The organism is Paenibacillus sp. H1-7, from assembly GCF_022354825.1.
GTDB lineage: Bacteria > Bacillota > Bacilli > Paenibacillales > NBRC-103111 > Paenibacillus_S.
Window position 1 is genome coordinate 6,730,050 of the sequence record NZ_CP031168.1, and the last position, 18,158, is coordinate 6,748,207.

At 55.0% G+C, this 18,158-nt stretch carries 11 protein-coding genes and 1 pseudogene; 4 read left to right on the forward strand and 8 right to left on the reverse strand.

Translation table 11 applies throughout. The annotated features are described in order from the left end of the window. Positions 1-56: 56 nt before the first annotated feature. From DVH26_RS29740 to DVH26_RS29760, 5 genes are all read right to left on the reverse strand, one after another. Entirely contained in the window at positions 57-1,574 is a 1,518-nt protein-coding gene (locus DVH26_RS29740) for an extracellular solute-binding protein (RefSeq protein WP_239628565.1), read from the reverse strand. An 18-nt stretch (positions 1,575-1,592) separates the two neighbouring features. Next, positions 1,593-2,726, reverse strand: coding sequence for a glycoside hydrolase family 88/105 protein (locus DVH26_RS29745; protein ID WP_239628567.1), 1,134 nt, complete (start codon positions 2,724-2,726; stop codon positions 1,593-1,595). Positions 2,727-2,742: 16 nt separating this feature from the next. Next, on the reverse strand, positions 2,743-3,615 hold the full coding sequence (locus DVH26_RS29750; protein WP_239628569.1) for a carbohydrate ABC transporter permease: 873 nt from the start codon (positions 3,613-3,615) through the stop codon (positions 2,743-2,745). 28 nt (positions 3,616-3,643) lie between these two features. Continuing rightward, positions 3,644-4,612: an ABC transporter permease gene (locus DVH26_RS29755; protein ID WP_239628571.1), complete on the reverse strand. Its 969-nt coding sequence runs from the start codon at positions 4,610-4,612 to the stop codon at positions 3,644-3,646. A gap of 493 nt (positions 4,613-5,105) precedes the next feature. After that, entirely contained in the window at positions 5,106-7,460 is a 2,355-nt protein-coding gene (locus DVH26_RS29760) for a response regulator transcription factor (protein WP_239628573.1), read from the reverse strand. A gap of 164 nt (positions 7,461-7,624) precedes the next feature. Between DVH26_RS29760 and DVH26_RS29765 the strand changes: the two genes are divergently transcribed. Continuing rightward, the gene (locus tag DVH26_RS29765; protein ID WP_239628575.1) at positions 7,625-8,464 is read left to right on the forward strand and encodes an AraC family transcriptional regulator; all 840 of its coding nucleotides are present in this window, start codon (positions 7,625-7,627) and stop codon (positions 8,462-8,464) included. A gap of 1,631 nt (positions 8,465-10,095) precedes the next feature. Here the strand turns inward: DVH26_RS29765 and DVH26_RS29770 are convergent. The 3 genes from DVH26_RS29770 to DVH26_RS29780 all read right to left on the reverse strand — a co-directional run bounded on the left by DVH26_RS29770 (position 10,096) and on the right by DVH26_RS29780 (position 15,513). Next, positions 10,096-11,664 carry a glycoside hydrolase family 43 protein gene (locus tag DVH26_RS29770; RefSeq protein WP_239628578.1) on the reverse strand — a complete coding sequence of 523 codons (1,569 nt, stop codon included), beginning with the start codon at positions 11,662-11,664 and terminating at the stop codon, positions 10,096-10,098. Between the two features lie 14 nt (positions 11,665-11,678). Further along, positions 11,679-13,151: a glycoside hydrolase family 28 protein gene (locus DVH26_RS29775; RefSeq protein ID WP_239628580.1), complete on the reverse strand. Its 1,473-nt coding sequence runs from the start codon at positions 13,149-13,151 to the stop codon at positions 11,679-11,681. Positions 13,152-13,353: 202 nt separating this feature from the next. Beyond that, positions 13,354-15,513: an endo-alpha-N-acetylgalactosaminidase family protein gene (locus tag DVH26_RS29780; protein ID WP_239628583.1), complete on the reverse strand. Its 2,160-nt coding sequence runs from the start codon at positions 15,511-15,513 to the stop codon at positions 13,354-13,356. Between the two features lie 238 nt (positions 15,514-15,751). On the opposite strand from DVH26_RS29780, the gene DVH26_RS29785 reads away from it, so the two are divergent. The 3 genes and pseudogenes from DVH26_RS29785 to DVH26_RS29795 all read left to right on the forward strand — a co-directional run bounded on the left by DVH26_RS29785 (position 15,752) and on the right by DVH26_RS29795 (position 18,155). Further along, positions 15,752-17,122, forward strand: a complete 1,371-nt coding sequence (locus DVH26_RS29785) for a dipeptidase (RefSeq protein ID WP_239628585.1) — start codon at positions 15,752-15,754, stop codon at positions 17,120-17,122. A gap of 31 nt (positions 17,123-17,153) precedes the next feature. Continuing rightward, positions 17,154-17,732 (forward strand): annotated as a pseudogene (locus DVH26_RS29790) (P-loop nucleotide/nucleoside kinase family protein); the annotation flags it as partial. A gap of 72 nt (positions 17,733-17,804) precedes the next feature. Beyond that, positions 17,805-18,155 (forward strand): GNAT family N-acetyltransferase, encoded by a 351-nt coding sequence (locus DVH26_RS29795; protein ID WP_239635538.1) that lies wholly within the window; start codon positions 17,805-17,807, stop codon positions 18,153-18,155. Positions 18,156-18,158 lie beyond the last annotated feature (3 nt).

The window sequence follows — 18,158 nt, forward strand, 5'->3', positions numbered from 1 at the left end:
GCTGCAGCAGTCCCTCTAGCACGACCGCTGCCTGTGCTCGGCTGGCCGGTTTCTTTTTACTTTTTCTTGCTTTTCTCGTAGGCTTCTTTATACTCTTGAGCCAGCTTGTCGCCGCCGGCTTTTTTCCATTTCTCGACCTCGGCTTTCCAGCCTGCCTCGTCGATTTTGCCCATGATGAACTTTGTTTGCGCATCGCTTATCATCTGCTCCAGCTCCTTGCCTCGCTCCGAATAGGTCGCGGAATCAAGCGTCAGAGCCGGGTTTGCTACGATATATTTCTCGTTGTCCTTCGTAATTTGGCCGTTTTTGCGGAACAGATCCGTCTGCTTCATCGGCTTGGCAATGTTGTAGCTTTCGCCGCGTTGAGGAAGCGTATCCCGGTACGGCTTCACTTCTTTGGCATCTGCCGCAGGATCGAGCGGAACGGTTACGTCTCCTTTATCCTCCCAATGCTTGCCTTCGACGCCTTTGACCAATAAAGTCGCCATTTGCGGGTCCATTAATTTGTCTACGAACGCCAGTACTTGCTTCAGCTCGTCCACGGATTTAACCGATTGCTTAGGAATCGCCAGGAAGCCGGCATTGCCGCTCTCTCCAGGCAGTCTTCTGCCGTTCGGGCCTTCTATGGCCGCCGCGTCTACGACAGCCGTCGGCACTACCTTCACGAGCTTATCTTGAATACTTTGAGCATTGCCTCCGGAAATACGGATGGCGGTACGGCCGGACTCATACGCTTTATCGATTTCCGTCGCATCGACCACCGCGAAGTCCTGGTTGATCAGCTTTTCTTCATACAGCTTGCGGAACAGCTTCATCGTATCGAAGAATGGTGTCGTCATAAATTCCGGCACGAAGCTTCCGCTTGCGTCCACCTGCCATTTGTTCGGTCCGCCTTGGGCTACGGACAGACGGGTCAACGTGGAAGCCGCGTCCTGATTGTATTTTTTGTCCAGCATGAAGCCGTACGTATCGTTCTTGCTGTTTTTATCCGGATCGCCCTGCGTCATCGCCTTGATGACGTTGTACCAGTCGTCCAACGTTTTCGGCACCTGAACGCCGGCTGCGTCGAACCAGTCCTTCCGGTAATGGATGACAGCCCGGCCCAGCTCGCGGAATAGAGGCACGCCGTAAATTTTGCCGTTGACCGAGATATTATCGTAAAATTGCTGGTTTTGAGCCGACAAGTTTTTATAATCTTTCAAGTACGGACCGATTTCCCAGAAAATATCCGATTTCAAAGCCCCGACGATCGTAGCCGTGTAGTTCAGCTTCATCAGCTTCGGCAGCTCGTTGGATGCAATCATTACGTTGACTTTCTCGTCATAGCTCGATGTCGGAATCCACTGAATTTGCAAATCGGTATTCGTGTAAGCCTTGATCGCTTTTTCGATCTCGTTGTCCTTGGGCGGAATTTCGCCGACCTGGTTGACTACCATTGTTAACGGGTATGGAGCGTTGCCTCCCGCCGCTCCTTGCTTATCCCCTTGCGCTTGCTTGTCCCCGCCGCATGCCGCCAGTATGGACGACAGCAATAGTACGGTACTCATGGTCATGGCTGCTTGCTTCTTTTTCATCGTTGAACCCCTCCGTTTTTATTTAGTGTACTTCAATTCAACGCCCGCCATAATAAAAGGCGACACCGCCTTCGGATCGTCCTGAACGACCGCCTCGCCGATGTAATAGCCGTAGGAGCCGTCCCGGTACGGGCTGCCTCCTAGCCCCGCCACACTGTTGCAGTGCGTCAAATGCAGCAGCCCTGACTCGTCCAAGACGACCAGATGGTCGAGCAAGCCTTGGTACCCGTTCTTGGCCGCTTGCTTGTATTCAGGGGATAAAATCCCCATTCTGCTGCCTTTGGCGAAGGCATAGCAAAACATCGACGTGCCCGAAGATTCCAGGTAATTGCCTTCCCGTCCGGCTTGGTCGAGAACCTGCGGCCACAGGCCGGTGACAGGCCCTTGGACCTTCACCAGCGCTTCGGCCAGCTGCTGCAGCATCCGGCTCAATGTGCCCCGCTCCGAATGCTCCTCCGGCATCCATTCCAGCACATCGACCAACGCCATCATGTACCAGCCCATCGCGCGGCTCCAGACATGCGGCGATCGCCCCGTGACCGGGTCGGACCACTGCTGCTGACCGGACGAATCCCAGCCATGGCGAAGCAGGCCGTTGTGCGGATCACGCGTCTTCTCGTAGACGAGCGTGAGCTGCTTGGCCGCTTCATTCAGCCAGCCTCTGTCGCCTGTCACGCCGGCGTACCGCGCCATGAAAGGCGCCGCCATATACAAGCCGTCGAGCCACATTTGGTGCGCGTACCCTTTTTTATGCCAGAAGCCTCCCTGTTCCGTACGGGGATGCGACTGCAGCTGCGTCATGAGCTGCGCTACAGCCCGGGCATATTTAGGCTCTCCCGTCGTGTCCAGAAGGAAGAACAACAGCTTTCCTTGGTTGATTTGATCGAGGTTATAATCCGCTGCTTTGTAATGAAGAATCGTACCGTCGTCTTGGACGAACAGATCCATCATTTCTTTAATAAACCGGGCATACGATTCATCGCCGGTTGCCTTGCAGCAAAGCTCCAGCGCGCGCAAAAAGCATCCGTTCTCGTAATGCCAGCGCTTCGTCAGAAAGCCGCCTCCGTCCGGCTGCCGGTATCGATCCATGAACTGCCGGGCCCAACGCTGCGGATCTGCCATAGCCGGATCCGGATTTGTTCGCGACATCATCGTCATCGTCCCCCACCTATCCTTTCACTGAGCCTAGCATTACACCCTTGGTAAAATGCTTTTGCAAAAACGGATACACAATCAAAATCGGCAGCGTTGCGAATACGATGACCGCCATGCGGATCGTCAAAGGCTGAATGCTTGCTTCATCAATGCTTGTATCGCCGATGCGGCTTTGCGCCAAGATGACGATCTCCCGCATCAAAACCTGAATCGGCCATTTCGTATTGTCGTTGATATACAGGACGGCGTTAAAAAATTGATTCCAATGCGCGACCGCATAAAACAGCGAGAACGTCGCCATAGCCGGCATCGACAGCGGAAGCACGATCCGAAACAGAACGCCGAGATCGTTGCACCCGTCGATTTTGGCGGAATCCTCCAGACCGTCGGGAATCTGCGAGAAAAAGTTCTTCAATACGATCAGATTGAACGCGCTGATCGCGCTTGGAATCATAAGCGACCACAGCGTGTTGGTCAAATGCAAATTTTTGACAACGAAGTAGGTAGGAATGAGACCGCCCCCGAACAGCATCGTGAACAGTACGCCGAGAAGGATGATGCGCCGCCCTTCCAGATGCGGCTTGGCCAGCGGGTACGCCATCAAAGCGGTGAACAGCAGGTTAATGATCGTTCCTACAACGGTGATGTAGATCGATACCAGCATGCTTCGCAGCAGCGTATCAGTGGAGAATATATATTCGTAAGCGGCAAACGACCACTCTTTGGGGAACAAAATGATTCCGCCTTTGGCCACTTCATGAGGGCTGGTGAACGAAACGGCAAGCACGTACAGGAACGGCACCACGCAAACCAGTGCAATAACGGTGAGGACGACGTAAATGGTCCAGTCGATGATCCGGTTCCCTAACGTTTTATCATAGGTCATAATCCGTCGATCTCCTTTCCAGGGCGTACTAGTAGACGCCCTCTTGTCCGAATTTTTTGGCCAGCCAGTTCGATCCCAGCACCAGTACGAGTCCTACGGCGGACTTGAACAAGCCTACCGCTGCGCTGTAGCTGTATTGCGCCTGAGTCAAGCCTTTGACATACACGTACGTATCGAATACTTCCCCTACCTCGCGGTTGGTCGGAGCCAGCATAAGGAATATATGCTCGAAGCCCGAATCCAGAAAGTTGCCGAGACGCAGAATCAGCAAAATGACAATCGTGCTGCGGATGGCAGGAAGCGTAATATGCCACAGCTGACGCCAGCGTCCGGCCCCGTCCATGCGTGCCGCTTCGTACAGCTGCATATCGACGCCGGATAAAGCCGCGAGGAAAATAATCGTGCCCCAGCCGACTTCCTTCCATATGGATTGAGTGACGATCATCGTCCGGAACCATTCCGGCTCCAACAGGAAGGCGATCTTCTCCCCTGTCAGCCGGAAGATCAGCTCGTTGACAATCCCGTTCTCCGTCGTCAGCAGCATATAGAAAATCCCGACGACGACAACCCACGAGACGAAATGGGGAACATACACCAGCGTCTGGATGAACCGTTTGAACCGCTCCAGCCTGATCTCGTTCAGCATCAGAGCCAATACGATCGGCAGCGGGAAAAAGAAAATTAAGTTGTACAGCGCGAGCAGCACCGTATTGCGGAACAGCATCCAAAATTGCGGCTCGCTAAAGAAGCGCTCGAAATGCTTCAGCCCCACCCAAGGGCTGTTCATGAAGCCAAGGTACGGCTTATAATCCTGAAATGCCATGACGATCCCGTACATCGGTACATATTTGAAAATGATAAAATAAGCGACTCCCGGCAGCAGCATGAAATAAAGCCATTTGTCCCGGAGGATATTGCGCAGCCGCGCATGAGCCGGCCGGTATCGAATCTGCGCCGTGCGCCGCTGTCCGGCCGGCAATGCCGAATCCATCTTCATGTCCTTCCCTCCATCTCTGTTTATGGCTCTCATTATCCGACAGGAGGAAGTGGCATGCTATATCCGGCATATAACTCTCTGCATGCTCCATTGCCGTAAAGCCCGGAATGACGGGGTTTCTGCGCAGGGGCATAGCTTGTACGCAACCTTGCCGTACGCTTCGGATAACCTTGCGGCTGGTAATGTCTTGTTGGTTTCTCGGCTGCTATGTGGGCATATGGAGCCTCCTTATCTGCAGCACAAAACCTCGAATCCGAGACGCGTTAATTGCAGCATAGTGTCGGTTCCGGTCGAATGCCGGTAGCCATCAGGGTGCAGGGCGCAATCCTTTCTCTCGGCCCGTACCTGTCTGCCAACGATGCGAAAAGCTCCTATTAGAGTACTTCGAGGTTACCACTCTATTACGATAAAAAAAGGGCTACCTCGGCTCCGTTTCCTTACGGCCGAAAGTACCCTTTTTTTCTGCAAAACGGATTGCCCCTTGCGCCGGGAGCTACTCCCGGTTTTGTTCCAGCTGCTCTCTGTATTGGCCTGGCGTCGTACCGAACGTTTTGCGAAAGGTGCGTATAAAGGCGCTTATATTTTTATACTGCAGCTTTTCCCCGATTTCGGATATTTTCATCGTCGTCGTTTCCAGCATTTCCTTAGCCTTATTCATCCGGTATTCGGATAAATAATCGCTGAAGGAAACGCCCATCTCCTTCTTGAACACTCGGCTCAAGTAGACGGGGTGAAAATTTAATGCAGCCGCACAAGATTCGAGGCTGATTTCTCCGTCGTACTGGTCGTGAATCATTTTGACAATCCGGTCGGCGATGTTGATGTATTGAGTTTCCGCTTTTTCCGAAAGCAGCTTCACGATTGGAGCGAAGAGGCGGGATTGGAACCAGAGCGCAATCTCCTCGCGGGTTTGCAGCTTCAGGAGCCGTTCCACCGCCGCTTCGCCGTCGACGATTTTCCGTACGGCCATCCCCTCGTCCTGCACAATTTGCAATATGCGCGACATGAGCTGGATCAGCAATATCGGATGCTCGTTCGTCAGTCCGTCTTTATTCAGCACGGAGGCCAAATACTGATGGAACAGGTCGACCGCCTTGTCCAGCTTCGCTTCCTTCAGCGCCTGGATCAGCTGATCCTCCATCACCTTCAAATGCGAATAAACGGCCGATTCGGCCTTGTCGTTGTTCTCGGTATCCTCATAATGAACGATGATGTCGGGCCCGAGACTGATTCTGCTCTTTAACGCAGCCGTGCTTTCACCGTAGGCCTTGACCGTTTCGGACAAACGGGAGAACGGCCTGCTGATGCCTATGCTGACCTTCAGCTGCAAATACTGCTCGACCTTGCCCTTAATTAGCTCAGCCGCCTCGTACATTCTCTCTCTTGCCTCGCCCGGCTCCGCGGTTGGCAGCGCCAGCATCGTGACCTGAGACGATCCCAGCAAAATCGGACTGAAGCGGCTCTCCGCCGGGAGCAGCTCGCCGACCATATTGTTAATCGCGAACAGCAGCAGCTCGCGATCCTGCTCCTGGTACCTGGTTTCCTGCAAATGATCGATTTGCAGCGTGAGCACGCCGAGACCCTTCCATTCGGCAGGAAAGCCGTACAACCGGGAACGGTACCGGAAATCGTCGTCGGTAATTTGACCCGTAAACAGCTTGAGTACGAAAAACTCCTTCAGATGCCCCGATTGCCCCTGCATCTGCTCCTCCAGCCGGGTTCTCGATACGGCCAAACTCTCGATGCTTTCTTTAATATAGGCAAGCTCGTCGCTCTTCGGCCCGGTGCGGGCGGAGTCGACGTCCATTTGCTGAGTAAACTCAAGCAGCTTGCGAATCGGCGAGTACATGCGCCGGCTCCCGAAATAGCCGATCAGCAGCACGACAAGGAATATAAGCGCACACGCTGCGGCCGTATATAAGCCGATTTTTTTCGTATCCTTCGTCATTTCGGCGATCGAAACGACGGAAACGTACGTCCATCCGTTATATCCGGACGTTCGGTACAGGACGGCGACAGGATGGCCGTTCAGCTCCGCATTCACAATCCCTTCCTTGGACCCGGATTGGGTCACAAGTCCGTTCACCGTACGGTCGATGTCGCCGTAAGCGGCTTTTTGCTCGGGTGTCGACAGAAACGATTGCCCCGATGCATCCAAAATATATTGGCTGCCCAGCCGGTCATTGGCTGTGAGAGCGCTGCGGATGTCGGCAGCCGACAGCTGCACGACCAGCATCCCCTTCGGCGTGTTCGTCTTCGGAAGCAGCGGAATCTTTTCCACCAGACTTACCGTATCGGCGGGAGTTCCGGCTGCTTGCTCCCGCTGTACGGCCGGGGCCGGTATGTCCAGAGCGGATTCTTCCTCTGCCGGAGCCGGTGTGCCCGCTAAATGCCGGGTGCTCCAGAACATGCTGGCCGGCTGGGAGGCGTAAGCGAGAAATTCCTGCTTATTTTCCATGACGACGAGCGGCTTCATCGCTCCAAGAGTAACGACCCAGTCCTTATCAAAATTGATCAGGTAGGCCTGCTTGACGACTGCCGTCGTCTGCAGATTGGTCAGTCCCGCCGTCAGCTCCCGCACCTGGATGAAATCCTCCCCGGTCAGACTGCTGTTCATGGCGGATTGAACCAATGTCGAGTTGGCAAGCTGTGTTGCCGACATTTCCAGCGATTTGAGCGTCTGCTCCACCCTCATTTGCGTTTGCAGAAGCAGCTGCATGTTGCCTTCGTTTACTTTTTGCTCGATATCTTGAGTAGCTGCGTAATACGATGCAAGACCTATGGCAATCGTAGGCAGTGCCCCCAGCAGCAGGCTGAATCCAAGCAGGCGCAGCAAATATTTGTTCATGGCCCGTAACTCCTTTCCGCGCTTGCGATGAACGGACCGCAGTTCCGATCCGATTCGTATCGCTAGTAAGTTCATGTTGAATGCGAGGCGCCGGTGCCGAATTTCCTTTCTCTTGCACGTCCGACACTCTCTTTGCTATGCTAGCCAGGAGGGGGGAACCCGCATTGAAGTCGGATTTCGAAATTCATTTTTCCAAGCAATCGGAAAATACCGCCATGGACATGTACCATTACCATGATTTTTATGAAATCTATTATTTGTTCGGCGGCGAACGATACTATTATCTGGAAAACCATATATATCACGTCACCAAAGGCTCCGTTGTATTCGTCAACAAAAATGACATCCATAAAACGCTGGAGGGCGGGAAGCTGGGTCATGACCGTGCGGTCATTTATTTCACCGAACGCTTCCTCCGCCGGTTTCAGGGTGAGGATCTGGAGCTGATGTTAAGCCCGTTTCGCTCCGGCAGCAAAATTATGTCATTCAATAACCAGCAGCAAAGCTATATCGAAAACTTGCTGTTTCAAATGAAAAAAGAATACGCCGATGCGGCGCTTCCCGGCCGATCGGTATTTTGCGAAGCGCTGCTTGTGCAGCTGCTGCTGTTCCTGTCCCGCATAAGCCAAGAATCCAGTCAGGTCACTCCCCAGCCGCTCGGCGGCAAAATGGCCGAAATTATTGAGTACTGTAACGATCACTACACGAAACCACTTACTCTGGAGTCGGTCTCATCGCAATTCTTCATCAGCCCGTATTATCTCAGCCGATTGTTCAAACGTTCCACGGGCTTTCACTTCCCTGAATACATCAACACGCTGCGCATTCGCGAGGCGCAAAGGCTGCTGCGGGAAGAAAGCGCCAAAATGATCGACATCTCCGAGCGCGTCGGCTATTCGACCGTCACCCATTTCAACCGGACCTTCAAGCAGGTCACCGGGATGGCTCCGCTCACTTACAAAAAAATGATCCTCTCCCCTCATCAGCAGGGAGGACAAAGATAGAGGGGGACCGGTATGTACCGGTCCCTTTAGTATGTTTTGAAGCATAGGCTCCAAGTTCCGCAGTTGCCGGCGGATCTGGGCAGCCGCTAGCGGATCCTCGGTCCGGAGCATGCGGACGGACTACTATTTCGCTGAGTCGCCCGTTCGCCTCATGGTTCCGCATTATCCAACGCGTGCGAATCCCAGGCATGCGTTTTGGCCCTGCGCAGAGGTAGTTCAACCCCCTCGTCGACACGACAGGCCGAGGCTTGGGCTGAACCGGGGACCTCAGTTGCCTGGCGGCACACGGAGCGGACTCAGAAGCCGTTATTTGCCGAAAATCACCGCATTTCGGCGTCCTTGCGGACAGGAGATCCGTTATTCATCTAAAATGAGCCGAGTTCGGCGTAATTTGAGCGAAATAACGGAACGTGTGTCCGCGAGCATGCCGATTCGGCCTGAAAATCGCCGAATAGCGGATCCTATGTCCGGAGGCATATGGAGCGGACGACTATTTCGCTGAGTCGTCCGTTCGCTTCATGGTTCCACATTATCTAACGCGAACGAATCCCAGGCATACGTTTTGGCCCTGCGCAGAGGTAGTTCAACCCCCTCGTCGACGCGACAGGCCGAGGCTTGGGCGGAACCGAGGGCCTCAGTTGCCTGGCGGCACACGGAGCGGACACAGAAGCCATTATTTGCCGAAAATCACGGCATTTCGGCGTCCTTACGGACAGGAGATCCGTTATTCGTCTAAAATGAGCCGAGTTCGGCGTAATTTGAGCGAAATAACGGAACGTGTGTCCGCGAGCATGCCGTTTCGGCCTGAAAATCGCCGAATAGCGGATCCTATGTCCGGAGGCATGCGGAGCGGACTACTATTTCGCTGAGTCGTCCGTTCGCTTCATGGTTCCACATTATCTAACGCGAACGAATCCCAGGCATACGTTTTGGCCCTGCGCAGAGGTAGTTCAACCCCCTCGTCGACACGACAGGCCGAGGCTTGGGCGGAACCGAGGGCCTCAGTTGCCTGGCGGCACACGGAGCGGACACAGAAGCCGTTATTTGCCGAAAATCACCGCATTTCGGCGTCCTTGCGGACAGGAGATCCGGTATTCGTCTAAAATGAGCCGAGTTCGGCGTAATTTGAGCGAAATAACGGAACGTGTGTCCGCGAGCATGCCGTTTCGGCCTGAAAATCGCCGAATAGCGGATCCTATGTCCGGAGCGCAATTATTTGCTCGGTCAGAGCAAACTAGTACGATTGCGATCCTCACAGATCACTTTCTCAACGAGCAACCTATTGTAATCAGCGCTCTGTATCTGCATAAACATGCCGGACGCTACTTCTTGGTTCAATGAACACTCGTTATCCACATCACCATTCGCAGCTAACAGAAAGCCTCGCCGTCATTTTCGCTGTATCCGTATCGAAATCGCCATCAGCAACCATCAGAGTGAGCGTTCAATAACTGGTCGTCCTCTGTTCCACCAATCGCGATTCCCCCAAGCCCGTCACGATTTTCGCCGTGCAATCCCATTGAATTCGCCTCAGCAACCAACGGTGTTTGCTAGGCGCAACAATTCGATGAGCCACCGATCAACAAGGCGATACAACTCCCCCTTGTATCGTATCGGCTTCCGCCGAAACTCTACTCGATACGGAACCAGTCGAAATCGGCATAGCCCCGCGCTCCACCGTCCGCCGACGCTTGCTCGATGCAGAACAGGCCGAGCTTAGCGCCGACCCAGTGGCCCGGAACCGCCTCGAACGGCTCGCCGATCTTATGGTACGTTTCGCCATCCAGGCTGTACTGGAATGTGCACACCGCTTCCAGTACGACGCTCACCCGCAAATACACCTCACGCACGGATGCAGGCAGCGCTACGGCGGCTTCTACCTCCTCCGAAGTGGTCTCCTTCTTGCCGAAGCCCTTCACGAAGACAAGCCGCGCTCCTTCCGCGGACGATTCCCATGCGAGGTAGCGGTAATCGTGGCCGAACACGGTCAGGCCGGCCCGTTCTTGTCCGCGTCCAGACGTAAGCTCCAGCTTGGCCGTCGCAATAAATTCCGGTGCCGGGAACTTCTGGCACAGCACGTTCCGCGCATCATAGAAGGTGGTCACGCCTTCCGGCAGCGGCTGTGCAAACAACCGCAGATGGCCCGGGCGCGCATCAAGCGAATGCCATTCCGGCTGCGGATTCGTCTGCCACTGCCATTGCAGCCCGAGTGCGTTCTCCTCGAACTCGTCGCTCGTAGCGGGAACGGCGAACGGATACTCTCGGCCTACATCCGGCTTTTTATGCGTCAGTACAGGCTCGCCGATGCCGTCTCCGTTCGTATCGATGCCCATTACCGGCCAGTCGTTCTCCCAGCCCATCGGCTGCAAATGGACGATCCGCCCGTAGGCTTCGCGGTCCTGGAAGTGCAGAAACCAAGATTCGCCCGATTCCAGCTCGATATATCCCCCTTGATGAGGCCCGTTGACAATGGAATCGCCTTGATGCAGCACAATGCGGTCTTCATACGGCCCGAAAATATGCTTCGAGCGTAGAATCGTCTGCCAGCCGACCGGAACGCCGCCAGCCGGAGCAAATATATAATAGTATCCGTTGCGTTTATACAATTTGGGTCCTTCGATGGTCGGATGATGCTCCGTTCCGTCGAACACAAGCTGCCCCTCATCCAGCAAAGACGTGCCGTCCGGGCTCATCCGGCAAATTTGCAGCTTGCTTTTGATGCCGCAGCGGCTTTTGGCAAAGGCATTCACCATATACGCCTGTCCGTCCTCGTCCCAGAACGGGCAAGTATCGATCCAACCCTTGACCTCCTTCACCAGATGGAGCGGAGTCCAAGGACCCGCAGGATCGACGGCGGTCGTCATGAAGATTCCCTCGTCCGGGGCGCCGAAATAAATCCAGAACTTCCCGTCATGATGACGGATGCTAGGTGCCCATACCCCGTCGCCGTGCCTAACTCCCTCGTAGCCTTCAGGCAGCTCCTGAATCGCATGGCCGATCAGCGTCCAATTCACCAAATCCTTGGAGTGCAGGATAGGCAGCCCGGGCACGCTGTTGAAGCTCGAGGCTGTCATGTAAAAATCTTCTCCAACGCGGATGACGTCCGGATCCGAATAATCGGCGTACAGGATCGGATTGCGGAACGTCCCGTCGCCCAGATCGGCATACCATACCGGCTTCTCTTGCTTGCTCACCTTCATGTCTCAAGTCTCCTTTAGGCTGTGGGATGTTGCGGCACCCGGACTTCTTCCCCGTCGGCACCGATAAACCGGATATCGCTGCAGCTGCGCTCCGTGTAAGCAGGAAGGCTTTTGGCATGAACCTGCACCTCACGAAACACAATCTGCTGAGCATCGATGCAGGTAATTCCTTCATCGGCGCTGACCGTCACTCTTTCGAACGTCAAACGATCGAGCGGCATCTCGGGAAGGCCGCGGAGGAAAATCCCTTTTTTCGCGCCCGTGCAGTATGTATCCTGAATCCGAATGTTTCTGAAAATCGGCGTCTCTTCCGATACGGGAACCATTTCGGCATATTCCTGGCGGATCTCATAGTACATGTCGAATACGATGGCACTGTGGACGATATCCTTCATCCACACGTTCGATACCCGGATGTCCTCGACTACGCCTCCGCGTCCGCGGGTGCTTTTGAACCGAAGTCCGTTATCCGTCCCGATGAACGTGCAGTCCCGCACTTCCACATGGCGGACGCCTCCGGACATCTCGCTGCCTACGGTAAACCCGCCGTGCCCGTGATATACCGTGCAGTCGCGGATCGTTACGTACTCGGTCGGGACGCCGATGCGCCGGCCCTGTTCATTTTTGCCCGATTTCAGACAGATCGCGTCGTCTCCAACGTCAAACGAACAATCATGAATGTTCGCATATCGGCAGGAATCCAGATCCAGCCCGTCGCCGTTAACCGAATGCCATGGATTGCGGACGGTGACATGACGGATCGTCACATGCTCACACAAGCGCGGATGCAGACACCAGCTTCCCGAATTTTGAAACGTCGGCCCGTCCAAAAGAACGCCATTGCAGCTTGTAAAGCCTAACAACACAGGTCGCAAATACACTTTGTACGGTTCATAAGGGGATAAATCCGTCACTCCTTCGGCTTGCAGCGCCTCCGTGACCTGTCTTCCCTCGCTCGCTTCTTTCGTCGGCCACCACATGCCGTTGCCGTCGTCAAAGCCGCCGGAGGAAACAATTTCCTTCCACTGGCGGTCATTCATTTTGAACTTCTTCACGGGCCGCCATGCCTCTCCCGAGCCATCAAAAATACCGGGACCCGTAATGGCAATATCGGTCAAGTTTTCTCCATAAATCGGCGGCATCACCCGCATCGCCTTCAAGCCTTCGTAATTGCTCCGGATGAGCGGATACTCATCAAAATTGCGGCTGAAGGTCACCAAAGCTCCCCTCTCGGCATGCAGCCTCACCTTGCTGCGCATTTGGATCGGACCGGTCAGCCATAGCCCTTTGGGAATAACGACCGTGCCGCCGCCTGCTGAGGAGCAAACTTCCAATGCCACGTTAAATGCCCGGGTGTTGCTTGTCACACCGTCTCCTACCGCTCCGAAATCCGTAACGTAAAAGGTTTTGTCGGGAAAAACCGGGATGCGAACGGCTTCCTCGTAACCGCCTGCTTCTCCCGCTCCGATATGTTGTTGCTTTGTCATGATGAAGCTCCTTTGGAATCGCTATAGTAAGCCGGATCCGACCTTTTGCATGCCACTTTATTGTACAGCAACGGGAAAAAAACGTTCTACACAATACATGCTCAGATAAGGAGAACTTGACAATTCTTGCACTCATTTTCGATAAGCACATAGAATCGGACTAATGACGGGTGTCCCGAACGAGCCCGCATCCCGTCTTAATTTAGGAAAGCTCCGTTCCTGCCGGAACAAACACGACGCACTGATCCGGACGCAGCGTCAACTGGATCGTACCCTCGGTCACCGTCAGCTCACCTAGTGAAGTGATGCCCTCTAATCCAACCTCGTACAGGGAGGCGGCAGCCACCGTACCCCAACGCTCCGGAAGCTTCCAAAGCTTATCCGTGCAGCCGTTCAGGCTATAAGCCATCCATTCCTCCGCTTCCGTATTCCACAATACCGGAAAACAAACATCATCCCCGTCGCGAAGCAATCGCTCGCCCTGCTTGATGATCCGGTACTGCTCCTTGATTTCACTTGTGACGCCGTCCGAGAAAATAATCGCACCGTTCTCATCGGCCAGCCTGTCCAGCCGGTTCAGGAAATACCAAGGCAGTGTGTGAAGCGCAAAATCGCGGGTGAAGCCGGCCAGCTTCTCCGGGTCTTTTTTCATCAAGCTCTCACCCAGCATACTGGAGCCGAACCTAGGGTCGCCTCCATCCCCTCCGATATATAAACGGGCGGGCACCGTCAGCTGCTCATCGCTTTGAAAACGGACATGCCAGGCAAAAGGCTGCAGGCCGATCAACGGATCCTGGCGGTAGCTTTTATCGAATTCGGATGTAAAATCGATTCCTTTGTCCCGGAAATAACGGATGATTTGCTTCTGGGTCTCGACTTCTTGCTCCGTAGAAACTCCGTGATAAGGGCTGATCGGGTCGATCTGCTGCTGCGGGATGATCTGATGGAACGCATCGACATGAATGGTTCCCGCCTCGTGAATCGGGAGCAGCTCCAACAGGCTGTCGATTCTCCGTGTCGTCAGGCCGGCCTCCCACTCCCGCGTATAGCTGATCGGGTAGCCCCAAACGTAAGTACGAAGCGAGCCGTCCTCCAGCCTCGCTATGACGTCCTTGTCTATGTATTCCTGCCAAAGCGGGCTCGAATCGCTCGCATCGAGCAGATTGATGTGAAGGCTTACTGTCGTATGATAGCGTTTCGCTTCCTTCATAAGCCAAATCAGACTGTCTTCCGCTCTGACGTCAGCGTCGCGCTTCAGCTTCGGATTCACGACATCCAGCGCAGGATATCCGGTATCATGGCCGTCAAACTGCCAGCCGACCAAATACATAATTTTGGGAATTCCTCTTGTCAAGCGGTCGACCTTTCGGATCGTATCCAGCGCCTGCTCGAACGTAGCCGATACATTGCCGTGGCGATCGGCCATGAACATTTTCATCGTCAGCGTTTGGTGATACTCGTGGCGGAACGGCCGGTCAGGCTCAAAAAGCACCTCGAATGCGACCTCCGCCGTCCTCGTCACGCCTTCCAGAGTGACAATCGCTGTGACGATGGCCGTCCCCGCGGAATGCAGCTTCGTTCCGGCACGTACTTCCGCTCCCTCAGCCGTTGGGCGAATGGACGCGATGACCGAGGAATTGCTCGCGGTATATTGTACCCGCGCCAGGCTCAGATCGGCAGCGCTTCCGTCGCTCATGGACGCGCTCAAGCGCAGCACCGCCAGGCTGTCCAAGTGCAGCGCCGTCCGGTCCGCATCCAAGCGCACGGACTCGAGAACGGCATCTCCGCGGTCACTCGCCGACCGCGACAACGAAACCAGCAGGCCCGTCACCGCTTGATGCAGCTTTGCCGCCGACGCGTCCGCCTGCTCCTGCGTCGCATCCGCTGCCTCGCTCACCGCTCGTGCGAACTCTATGGCGGCATGAAGCTCCCCCAGCGGTGACGGGCCTGTCGTGACATCCCGCGCCGCCTGCGGGCCGGCTGCGGTGTACTGCCGCTCCGCTTCGGCCAGCGCCTCGCGGAGCGCCGTTTTATTCGCAGCGGCGGCAAGCTCGATGGCGGGCACGACGACGGTGATCGGAGCCGTCGCCGCCTTTTCGCCGCTGGCTGCTTCCAATACCTCCAGCACAAGCTCCACCGTCGTATCCGTCCCGATAACCGGGAACACCTGGGCATCCTTCGGAATGACGTCTTCTCTGCTGGAAGCTAGGATTTGCACTTCATATCCCGCCGGAACGGCAGGCAGCTCCAATAGGGTTTGTCCTTTGGACAGCGTATGTAAGGTACGGATGCTCTGAGCAATCCCGGCCGCCGTATCGGATAAGGCTTGGGATGATTTTTCTTGATTAGGGGTGGAATCCAACTGCTGCACTTCCTCTCTAAATTTCGCGCTTATACACGGGGACTGACAAACGGAGCAGCACGTTCTATGTATAGCCAGCATACATGAAATGCGTCTTCCTCGTAAACAGCGTTTTCAAGACATCCGGACGGCGGTCCGCTTCCGAAAAGTCCTTGATTCGGTACCGTGATAAAAGTATGGTATCATGAATGTAAATCGGATAAGAAACCATTATTTTCATTAAACGAGGTGATCGTTCATGGATCAAACGCTTCAAACCTATTTGACAAATCAGCGTGAACGGCATTTGGCCGAGCTGATCGATTTTGTCCGCATTCCCAGCATCAGCGCCAGCACGGAGCATAAACCGGATATGATCCGGGCCGCCGAATGGCTCGCCGACGCGCTTCGCAAAGCATGCCTCGAGAACGTAGAGGTACTTCCTACGGCAGGTCATCCCGTCGTGTACGGGGATTGGCTCCATGCTCCCGGCCAGCCTACCGCGCTCATTTATGGGCATTATGACGTCCAGCCAGCCGATCCGTTGGAGCAGTGGAACACGCCTCCGTTCGAGCCCGTCATTCAAGACGGCAAGCTGTACGGCCGTGGGGCTACCGACGACAAAGCCCAGCTGTACACCCACGTCAAAACCGTAGAAGCCTATTTGCAAACCGTGGGCAAGCTTCCGGTCAATGTGAAGTTTTGCATCGAGGGCGAGGAGGAAATCGCCAGTCCAAGCCTGCCGGCATTTTTGCAGGCACAGGCGGAACGGTTGAAGGCCGATGCCATCGTGATCTCCGACGGACCGATGCATGACGAAGGCGTTCCTTCGATTTGCTACGGGCTGAGGGGCTTATGCGGCTTTCAGATCGACATTCAAGGGGCGAAGAACGATCTGCACTCCGGCTTGTACGGCGGCGGTGTCGCCAATCCGGCTATCGCTCTCGTTGATCTGCTGGCTTCGATGCGCGATGCCGACGGCCATATCACCATCGACGGCTTCTACGACGGCGTCAATGAATTGAGCGAAGCCGAGCGTGCAGCGTTCCGCGAGCTTCAATTCGACGATGCGAAGCAAGCGCGGGAGCTTAAGGTACCCGAGCTGACCGGTGAGCGGGGCTTCTCCTTCCTGGAGCGGACTACGGCCAGACCGACGCTCGAGATCAACGGCATTTACGGCGGCTATCAGGGAGAAGGGCTGAAGCCTATCGTACCTTCTGCTGCGAGCGCAAAAATATCGTGCCGACTCGTGGACAACCAGGACCCGGATCAGATCATGAAGCGGATCGAAGGCCATATCGAGAAGCATAAGCCTGCCGGCGTTACAATCAAGGTGCAGCAGACCCACCGCGGCAAGCCGTTTTACATATCGCCTGAGCATCCGTATATCCGGGCCGCCGCCCGCTCGTATGAAGCCGGGTTCGGCAAAAATCCCGTTTACATTCGCAGCGGCGGCTCCATACCGATCGTCGAAGTGTTTTCCCGGGTGCTTGGGGCTCCCGTCGTCATGATGGACTTCGGTCTGCCAGGCGAGAACATGCATGCGCCTAACGAGCATTTCCATCTCGAGAATTTTGACAAGGGCATTGCTACGCTGTGCTATTATTGGCAGGAGCTGCGCCGCGATTAGAACGACCGGCTTTGCAAGGGGGAACGTACTTATGCGCAAACTTGTGTTTTTCCTAGGCCCTGCCGGAGCCGGGAAGACGACGCTAGCCAAAGCGCTCTCTTCCCGTCGGGGGGCCGCTTTTTTCGATATGGATACACTGCTGCGTCCCGCGGCGGAAGCCATGATGACATTGGCGGGACTCGATCCGAATGACCGGGACTCCGCTATGTATAAGAAGCTGTGCAGAGATCTCGGCTACCGGATCACGATGGATGCTGCGCTAGAGAATCTGGAGCTCGGAACGGACGTTTATGTCGTCGGTCCTTTTACGAAGGAAACTGAGGACCCCGCCTGGATCGAAACGGAGCTGGAGCGAATCGGGGCGTCCTTGCACAACGTAGAGGTCAAGGTCGTATTTGCCTATCTGAAGGATGAGGAGCTTTACCGCCGCCGCATCGAAGCCAGAGGCTCCGTATTGGACGTCTGGAAGCTGGAGCATTGGGCCGAGTTCAGCCGGTCGCTTCAGATCCGGGATATTCAGTGGAGAATTCCCGCTTCCTCGGTCCTGTATTTCGATAATTCGGAGTCGATGGTGGAGCCGAATGTCGGTCCTGTTGAAAGCTTCTTGTACAGAAATGAAGCCGCTGCGGTACAGGTATGCCATGTAAGCTTGAATGATGTGTGGGAGCTGCGGCACCGGGTCATGTGGCCCGACAAAGACCTGGATTTCGTGAAGCTGCAGGACGACTCGGCCGGGCTTCATTTCGGTTTGGCTGCGAATGGCAAGCTCGTCTCCGTCATCTCGCTTTTTATCGAGGGAGACCGCGCACAATTCCGCAAATTTGCTACTTTGCAGGACGAGCAGGGCAAAGGGTACGGCACCCGGCTGCTGCAATTTACGCTGGATGAAGCCAAACGGCGGGGAGCCCGCACGATCTGGTGCAATGCCCGGGCATCCAAGATCGGCTTGTACCGCAAATTCGGCCTTCAGGAGACCGGCGATGGTTTTCAAAAGGAAGGAATCGACTACGTCATTTTGGAAAAAGCCTTGTAAAGG